7 protein-coding genes are annotated in these 8,573 nt (G+C 59.8%); 1 reads left to right on the forward strand and 6 read right to left on the reverse strand.

Translation table 11 applies throughout. The features are described from left to right. Positions 1-20: 20 nt before the first annotated feature. The 6 genes from ACP7D4_RS23845 to ACP7D4_RS23870 form a co-directional block, all read right to left on the reverse strand. A complete protein-coding gene (locus ACP7D4_RS23845; RefSeq protein ID WP_426104642.1) occupies positions 21-356 on the reverse strand; it encodes a flagellar protein FliT in 336 nt (111 codons plus the stop codon). A 4-nt stretch (positions 357-360) separates the two neighbouring features. Next, the gene (gene fliS / locus ACP7D4_RS23850; RefSeq protein ID WP_426211707.1) at positions 361-846 is read right to left on the reverse strand and encodes a flagellar export chaperone FliS; all 486 of its coding nucleotides are present in this window, start codon (positions 844-846) and stop codon (positions 361-363) included. 25 nt (positions 847-871) lie between these two features. Then, positions 872-2,863 carry a flagellar filament capping protein FliD gene (gene fliD, locus ACP7D4_RS23855; protein ID WP_426211709.1) on the reverse strand — a complete coding sequence of 664 codons (1,992 nt, stop codon included), beginning with the start codon at positions 2,861-2,863 and terminating at the stop codon, positions 872-874. 219 nt (positions 2,864-3,082) lie between these two features. After that, positions 3,083-4,027, reverse strand: coding sequence for a flagellin (locus ACP7D4_RS23860; protein WP_426211710.1), 945 nt, complete (start codon positions 4,025-4,027; stop codon positions 3,083-3,085). Positions 4,028-4,319: 292 nt separating this feature from the next. Next, complete coding sequence (locus ACP7D4_RS23865) at positions 4,320-5,246, reverse strand: flagellin (protein ID WP_426104638.1); 927 nt, start codon at positions 5,244-5,246, stop codon at positions 4,320-4,322. A gap of 260 nt (positions 5,247-5,506) precedes the next feature. After that, positions 5,507-6,451, reverse strand: a complete 945-nt coding sequence (locus tag ACP7D4_RS23870) for a flagellin (protein WP_426211712.1) — start codon at positions 6,449-6,451, stop codon at positions 5,507-5,509. Positions 6,452-6,989: 538 nt separating this feature from the next. Between ACP7D4_RS23870 and ACP7D4_RS23875 the strand changes: the two genes are divergently transcribed. Beyond that, positions 6,990-8,426, forward strand: coding sequence for a GH39 family glycosyl hydrolase (locus ACP7D4_RS23875; protein WP_426211714.1), 1,437 nt, complete (start codon positions 6,990-6,992; stop codon positions 8,424-8,426). Positions 8,427-8,573: the final 147 nt, after the last annotated feature.

The raw sequence follows: 8,573 nt of genomic DNA on the forward strand, positions 1-8,573 counted from the left end.
AATAAACTAAACCGCGCGCTTCAAGCCGTGCGGTGCGCCTCGTAGGCGCGCGACAACTTGCGTTCGGTGCCGGCGCTGTGCATCAGCGCGGCCAGTTCGGCCATCCAGGGTTCGGTCAGGCAACGGATTTCGCGATCCTGGGCCATGATCTGGTGAATGATGCGAATTTTTTTCGCGCGCAGTTCGCCCGTCAATGGCAGTGCCGGCTCGGCTTGCTTGAGCGTGGCCACGTGGCTGGTGCAGTGCGATTCGAGCGCGGCCAGGTTCTCCCAGTCGCGCGTTTGGGCCGCAGCCAGCATTTGCCCTGTCAGGCTCGACACTTCTTCGTAAATCGAAATAATTTGTTCGCTGTTCATGGGTTCAAGCGCTTACATAAGAGGTGGCACGTGGCGCCAGGCCATCGTAGACGGTCGCGCGCGGGGCTGGGGCTGGGGCCGGGGCCGGTGCGGGAGGCGCTACATTGCCGATCGCGTCCCACGCTGTTTTAAGGTCGGTCAACAGGGTCAGCGCTTCGTCGAGCAGGGCCTGGTCGTTGCGCAGGTTGGCCCGCATCAGGCACTGGATGATGTAAGCGTACAGGGCGTCGAGGTTGGTCGCGATTTCGCCGCCGGCTTTCTTGTCCAGGCTGGCGCGCATGCCTTCGTCGACGATCAGGACCGCCTTGGTGATGGCCTTGCCCTTGACTTCGAATTGGCCCGCCTTCATTGCGGTCCTGGCGTTGTTGATGGCGACAATGGCGCCTTCAAACAGCATGACGATCAGTTTGTGGGGGCTGGCGGCGACGACGCCGGTTTCCAGTCCAACCTTGGCGTAGGCATTGGCACCGCTGCGCGTTGATCCAAACATGGTATGTCCTTTCAATAAACTTTAATTACAGGCGTGCCAGCGAAGCGAGCTGCTGAGTCAAGTAGCTACTGGTGGCGTTCATCTTGCTAATGGTCGTATCGAGCGTCGTGTACTGCGTGCGATAGCGCTTCTCGACGTCGGCCAGGCGATCAACTATTTTCTGGCGGTTCGCCGCCAGTTCCTTGATCGAGGTATTGATGCCGTCGGTGCGCAAGGTAAGCGGGCCGGTGGTGTCGAGCAGTTTCTTTGCAAACGTCTCGAACTGGGCTGCATAGCCCTTCGAGTAGTTGACCGTGCCGCGCGCACCGGCGCCTTCAATCGTCAAGGCCAGTCCTTCGGCATCGCCCACGCCGCCGGTGAGCGTCTTGCCGCTGCCGGTGGCGGCCACGCCGCCGATGGTGCCGGCCACATCGCGGCCGGCGTTGCTGACGGGGGTCAGACCGAGCAGGCTGTCCGCGCCGGCGCCGGCGGCCAGGCTGACACCTGAGGCAGAGCCGAATCGGTTCGAGGTGATGGTGAGCTTGCCGGCGGTGTTGGTGACGGTGACGGCCGAGCTGTCAGCGGAAAACGTGGTGCTGCCGTTGATCTTGGACTGCACTTCGGTGGCCAGTGCGTCGGCGCTGGCGTAAGTACCTTCGCCCAGGGTAATGGTGGCCGTTTTGCCGTCCAGCGTCACGTCCATGGTCTTGTTGCCGCTGCCAATGACCAGGTTGGCCGTGGCGTTGCCGGCGACGTTACCCTTGGCCGCGAGCTGGCTGATGTTGACCGCGTAGTTGCCTTCCACGGTTTTGTCGCTGGCGCTCTTGAAGGCCACCAGCGAGTCGCTCGGTTTGCCCACCGCGGCGAACAGGCCGGCGATGCTGCTGAAATTGCTGTCGATGGTTTTTTTGAGCTTGGCGTCGTCCACCGCCATCACGCCCGCCTTGACGCTCACGCCAACGGCCGAGAGCACCGAAAAGGCCGAGTCGCCGGTGGCAATCGGGGCAGTGAGCATCGTGCGCAACTGGGTCGAGATGCTGCGCGCGGTGGCGTCGCCATTCAAGACCGCACCGGTCTTGGTCGCTTCGTTGTAGGCGGTCAAGTCCTTCAATGTTTTGGTGATCGCATTGTAGGCGTTGGAAAATTCATTGACCGACTTGACCACCGCATCGGTATCTCGCGCAATGGTCAGGCTGGCCGGGGTCCCGACATTGGTCTTGGTCAGCTTGAGGGTGACCCCTTCAATGACGTCGCCGGCATTGTTGGTGGGGGTGCTGATCGCCAGGCCATCGAGCTTGAATTCCGCATTTTGCGCGCTGACCGTTTCTTTCATGCCCTGCACCCCGGCCGGGTCATGGTTCATCAGCGTTTTGAGCGCGGCGTCGCCGGCGGCGTCGACACTGATCTTCATGCTGCTCGCCTTGCCGGTGCTCGTTTCGGTCAAGACCAGACGATTGGGCGAGGCACTGCCGTCGTTGACGATGGACGCGGTGACACCGATGCCGGCCTTGTTGATGGTGTCGCGGATGCCCGACAGGGAGTTGTTGGCGGGATCGATGACCACGCTCTTGAGGCCGCCGCCGGCCGAAGTAAAGGAAGCGCCGCTGTACTTGCCCGTGGTGGCGTCGAAGGTGCCGCCGGCGACGGTGCCGAAGTCGAAATTGATGGTGCCCGATCCGATCGCCGCGCTCGCACTTGCCTGGCCGGCGGTCGCCAGTTTTTGGGCTTGCGCCAGCTTGCTCACTTCAAGCGAGTAGGTCCCGGCCGTGGCCGAGGCGCCAGCGGTCACGCCGGCCACCGCAGGGTCGCTCATGACGCCGTTCATGGCCATGAACTTGCTCAGGTTGGACAATTTGGTAACGGCGCTCTGAAAGGTCGACAGCGCACTCTTGAGCGTGCCGAGCGCGGACAGCTTGGACTGAAAGGTCGTTACTTTTTTGTCGAGCAGTGCGAGAGGCTTCTGTTCGACGGCCATCAATTGCGTGACGATACTATCGACCGGCAGATTGGAGCCAAGACCAGCTGAGGAAAGTCCCACGATTGCCTCCTACGTAAAATTAGAATATACCTGGTTATCGGCAGCAAGCAACTTTACTTTAAAGGGGGATTTACCCGTCAATTCGGCGCGGAACCGTCCGGTAGTGGTCCTTTTCGCCACCCTGGGCGGAGTGCGGCGAACAAAATGTGTTCCATAATGCGATACAGCCCGGCCGACGAATCGGTCCGGGCTGGATCATGTTGATGCCGAGGCTAAAGATTAACCGCGCAGCAGGGACAGCACGCCGTTTGGCAGCGAGTTCGCCTGGGCCAGCATGGCGGTGCCAGCTTGCTGCAGGATCTGGCCGCGGGTCAGGCTGGCCGTTTCCGAAGCGAAGTCAGTGTCCATGATGCGGCTGCGGGAAGCTGACTGCGATTCGATCGACACTTGCAAGTTGCTTACCACCGATTCGAAACGGTTTTGCGTGGCACCGTAGGTAGCGCGCTCCTTGTTCACCGTTTTCAGCGCTTCATCGATCTTGTTGACGATGTCGCCGGTTTGGGCGGCAGTGCCGGTCAGCGTCTTGCGTGCCACGGTGGCGCCGGCAGCAGCGCCTGCATCGGTTTCGTCGACGGTGGTGGTGCTCGCATCGTCGGTGACTGCGGCAATGGTGGTGCTGGTGGTGCCGCCGACAACGTTGACCAATTTTGCTTCAGATGCCATGTTCTTGGTTTTGACCGTGATGCTGTCGTTGGCCGAGGTTCCTGCGCCTACCTGGAAGGTGAAACCGGCTGAGGTAGCGCCAGCGCCGAGAATTTTTGTGCCGTTGAAATCGGTACCGCCAGCAATCCGCGTCACTTCACTGGCCAGTTCGCCAAATTCCTGATCAAGCGCCGACTTGTCATCGACGCTGTTGGTGCTGTTCATCGACTGAACCGCCAGTTCGCGCATACGCTGCAGGTTTTCGCCGATCTTGCCGAGCGAGCCTTCGGCCGTCTGGGCCAGCGAGATGCCATCGTTTGCGTTGCGCATGGCAACGGTGTTGCCGCGAATTTGCGACGTCATACGGTCGGCAATGGCCAGGCCGGCTGCATCATCCTTGGCGCTGTTGATACGCATGCCTGACGAGAGGCGCTGCAGCGACGTGGTCAGCGAAGATTGCGAAGCGTTCAGATTGCGCTGAGCGTTCATCGATGCGGTGTTGGTGTTGATAAATGCAGCCATGATAATTCTCCAGAAGGTAGTGCCGGGTCGGCGAAGGTGCCTTGTTCACCTTGGTCTGCCCCATTTTTCCGGGACAATCACACCGCAGTTATTATGGGTAACGGTGCGGTTTTCGATAACTTGAGCTTGGGAAACGAAAATGTGCAAAGCATGCGCATTGTGTTGCCGCGGTTCGCGTAAAAACTGCGCGAACCATCGCGGTAGCGCCGTCTCGACAATGACGGGGTAGCAAGTAAAACAGCCCGGCCGAAATCATTCGGACCGGGCTGCGTGGCTTGCGCTTGCTGGTAAATTAACCGCGCAGCAGTGACAGCACGCCGTTTGGCAGCGAGTTCGCCTGGGCCAGCATGGCGGTGCCGGCTTGCTGCAGGATCTGGCCGCGGGTCAGGCTAGCCGTCTCCGCAGCGAAGTCAGTATCCATGATGCGGCTGCGGGAAGCAGACTGCGATTCGATCGATATTTGCAGATTGCTCACCACCGATTCGAAGCGGTTTTGCGTAGCACCGTAGGTAGCGCGCTCCTTGTTCACGGTCTTTAACGCTTCGTCGATCTTGTTGACGACGTCTTTGGTTGCCGTTGCAGTCCCGGTAATGACCTGACGTCCATACACAGGGACTGCGGTAGCGTTGGTTTCATCAATGTTGGTCGTCGCTGCGTCGTCGACGTTGACTGTCAGCGAACCGCCCACGACCCGGACCATGTTTTGGTTGGCCGTCATGTCCTTGGTCTTGACCGTAATGCTGTCATTGGCCGAGGTTCCAGCGCCTACCTGGAAAGTGAAGCCTGCCGAGGTAGCGCCAGCGCCGAGAATTTTGGTGCCGTTAAAATCGGAGCCGCCGGCAATTCGCGTCACTTCACTGGCCAGTTCGCCAAATTCCTGGTCAAGCGCCGCTTTGTCGTCGGTGCTGTTGGTGCTGTTCATCGACTGGACCGCCAGTTCGCGCATACGCTGCAGGTTTTCGCCGATCTTGCCGAGCGAGCCTTCAGCCGTCTGGGCCAGCGAGATGCCATCGTTTGCGTTGCGCATGGCAACGGTGTTGCCGCGAATTTGCGAGGTCATGCGGTCGGCAATGGCCAGGCCGGCTGCATCATCCTTGGCGCTGTTGATGCGCATGCCCGACGACAGGCGTTGCAGCGACGTGGTCAGCGAGGATTGCGAAGCGTTCAGATTGCGCTGAGCGTTCATCGATGCGGTGTTGGTGTTGATAAATGCAGCCATGGTAATTCTCCAGAAGGTATTGCCGGGTAGGCGACTGTGCCTTGTTCACCTTGGTCTGCCCCATTTTTCCGGGACAATCACACCGCGGTTATTTTTGGTAACGGTGCAGTTTGAGATAACTTGAGTCTGGGAAATAAAAAAATCGTGAAAATATGCCCAAGCGACGTTTTATGTCATTTCGGCAATGATGGCTTGGCCAGAAAAACAGCCCGGCCGAAAGGATTCGGACCGGGCGGTCTGGTGATACGCTTGCTGGTAAATTAACCGCGCAGCAGGGACAGCACGCCGTTTGGCAGCGAGTTCGCCTGGGCCAGCATGGCGGTGCCGGCTTGCTGCAGGATCTGGCCGCGGGTCAGGCTGGCCGTTTCCGAAGCGAAGTCAGTGTCCATGATGCGGCTGCGGGAAGCTGACTGCGATTCGATCGACACTTGCAAGTTGCTTACCACCGATTCGAAACGGTTTTGCGTGGCACCGTAGGTAGCGCGCTCCTTGTTCACCGTTTTCAGCGCTTCATCGATCTTGTTGACGATGTCGCCGGTTTGGGCGGCAGTGCCGGTCAGCGTCTTGCGTGCCACGGTGGCGCCGGCAGCAGCGCCTGCATCGGTTTCGTCGACGGTGGTGGTGGTCGCATCGTCGGTGACTGCGGCAATGGTGGTGCCGGTGGTGCCGCCGACAACGTTGACCAATTTTGCTTCGGCAGCCATGTTCTTGGTTTTGACCGTGATGCTGTCGTTGGCCGAGGTTCCTGCGCCCACCTGGAAGGTGAAACCGGCTGAGGTAGCGCCAGCGCCGAGAATTTTTGTGCCGTTGAAATCGGTCCCGCCAGCAATCCGCGTCACTTCACTGGCCAGTTCGCCAAATTCCTGGTCAAGCGCCGACTTGTCATCGGCGCTGTTGGTGCTGTTCATCGACTGGACCGCCAGTTCGCGCATACGCTGCAGGTTTTCGCCGATCTTGCCGAGCGAGCCTTCGGCCGTCTGGGCCAGCGAGATGCCATCGTTTGCGTTGCGCATGGCAACGGTGTTGCCGCGAATTTGCGACGTCATACGGTCGGCGATGGCTAGGCCGGCTGCATCGTCCTTGGCGCTGTTGATACGCATGCCCGACGACAGGCGCTGCAGCGAAGTGGTCAGCGAAGATTGCGAAGCGTTCAGATTGCGCTGAGCGTTCATCGATGCGGTGTTGGTGTTGATAAATGCAGCCATGATAATTCTCCAGAAGGTATTGCCGGGTAGGCGAAGGTGCCTGTTTTCACTTTGGTCTGCCCGGTTCCGGGACACTCACACCGCAGTTATTTTTGGTAACGGTGCGGCGCAACAGAAGTTGATGGTCAGCAATGGAAATAAAGTGCGCATTGCGTGCTCACCGAAAGTGCAAAGCGCCCCGCTAAACGACCCGCACGGCGAATACTTGATAGTCAAAATAGTTTTATTTTCGCCCAGGAAGCATTGCAAGCCCACCACAAAAAAGCCCAACTTCCGGGCTTCACGGGCAATACATATGCGTTTTGATATGTTTCCCGACTAATTGGCGATTGGTTCAGCGCGCAAGACCGGCCTACCATTGCTGGTCCACCCCGGCCTGCGAACCTACCCCCATGATGAAATTATTGACCGCGCTAAGCTTTGCCGCCTGCGCGCAGCTGACGATTGCCGCCGCCGCTCCCCTTGCCATGACGGCAGCGTCGCCCCATCACCTTCCAGCGTCAAGCTGACGGTCGATATCAACCATGTCAAAGGACCCATGACGCCCATCTGGGCCTGGTTCGGCTACGACGAACCGAACTACACCACGGCCCCCAACGGCAAAAAACTGCTGAGCGACATTGCCGTCCTGAGCCCCGTTCCCGTCTACGTGCGCGCCCACAACCTGATGACCTCCGGCGACGGCAGTTACGCGCTGAAATGGGGATCGACCGGCATGTACACGGAAGACAAGGACGGCAAGCCGGTCTACAACTGGACCATCGTCGACCAGATCTTCGATACTTATGTCGAGCGCAACATGAAGCCGCTGGCGCAAATTGGTTTTATGCCGGAGGCCCTGTCGCAACATCCCCAGCCTTACCAGCATCATTGGAAGCCGGGCGTGCGCTACCAGGAAATCATGACGGGCTGGGCTACGCCGCCGAAGGACTACGACAAGTGGGCCGAACTGATCTATCAATGGGTGCGCCATTGCGTGGCGCGCTATGGCCAGCAGGAAGTGGAGAGCTGGTACTGGGAAGTGTGGAACGAGCCGGACGGCCATTACCTGATCGCACCCGACGTCAAGCGCGAGTACTTCAAGATGTATGACTACGCGGCCGATGCCGTCAAGCGCGCCTTGCCCAGCGCCCGCATCGGCGGCCCGCACACGGCGGGCGCGGGCCGCTTCATGGACGACTTCCTCAGGCACGTGCTGACGGAGCCGAACTACGCAACCGGCAAGACCGGCGCGCCCCTGGACTTTGTCGCCTTTCATGCCAAGGGCGCGCCCAAGGTTGTGGGCGGCGTGGTGCGCATGGGCATGGACGTGCACTTCCAGCGCCTTGACGACGGCTTCGCCCTGGTTGAAAAATACCCGCAACTAAAGGGCATGCCGGTGATCATCGGCGAGTCCGATCCGGAAGGCTGCGCCGCCTGCGGCATGGCCACCAAGCCCGAAAACGCCTACCGCAACGGCACTCTGTATGCCAGTTATACGGCAGCATCCATCGCGCGAGAATACGACCTGGCCGACAAGCGCGGCGTCAACCTGATTGGCGCCGTCAACTGGTCGTTCGAATTTGAAGACCAGCCGTGGTATGCCGGCTTTCGCGATCTGGCCACCAATGGCGTGAACAAGCCAGTGTTGAACGTGTTCCGCATGTTCGGCCTGATGGGCGAGGAGCGCGTGGCCGTCAGTGGCGACCTGGCCTACGACGCGGCCAGCATCAAGGCGGGCGGCGTGCGCGGCGCGCGCACCGACATCAACGCGCTGGCCACGCGCGGCAAGCGGCGCGTGGCGGTGATGGTATGGAACTATCATGACGACGACATCATCGACGCCGGCGCTCCCGTGGCGCTGCAGATTGCCGGCATTCCCGCCAGAGCGGTCAGCATGCGCCACTACCGCATCGACAGCGACAACAGCAATTCCTACACCGCCTGGAAACGCATGGGCTCGCCCGCCAGCCCCAGCCCGGCCCAAGTTCTCTAGTTGCAGCAGGCCAGCGAACTGGCCCAGTTAGTGTAGTGCGTCATAAATAATAAGACTTATTATATATATGCATGTATCCTTGTCATATGGAGGGGAAATCATGCGTGTAGCGATGAAAGTTGAGTTGACGGAAGCGCAGCGTGGGGA

The sequence above is a fragment of the Massilia sp. TWP1-3-3 genome (genome assembly GCF_049897805.1).
In the GTDB taxonomy this organism is placed as follows: domain Bacteria; phylum Pseudomonadota; class Gammaproteobacteria; order Burkholderiales; family Burkholderiaceae_D; genus Telluria_A.

Excerpts from the sequence above, each read along its gene's own strand:
- ACP7D4_RS23870 (WP_426211712.1), bottom strand. The coding sequence starts at position 6,451 with ATGGCTGCATTTATCAACACCAACACCGCATCGATGAACGCTCAGCGC.
- ACP7D4_RS23860 (WP_426211710.1), bottom strand. The coding sequence starts at position 4,027 with ATGGCTGCATTTATCAACACCAACACCGCATCGATGAACGCTCAGCGC.
- ACP7D4_RS23875 (WP_426211714.1), top strand. The coding sequence starts at position 6,990 with ATGACGCCCATCTGGGCCTGGTTCGGCTACGACGAACCGAACTACACC.
- ACP7D4_RS23845 (WP_426104642.1), bottom strand. The coding sequence starts at position 356 with ATGAACAGCGAACAAATTATTTCGATTTACGAAGAAGTGTCGAGCCTG.
- ACP7D4_RS23865 (WP_426104638.1), bottom strand. The coding sequence starts at position 5,246 with ATGGCTGCATTTATCAACACCAACACCGCATCGATGAACGCTCAGCGC.
- fliS (WP_426211707.1), bottom strand. The coding sequence starts at position 846 with ATGTTTGGATCAACGCGCAGCGGTGCCAATGCCTACGCCAAGGTTGGA.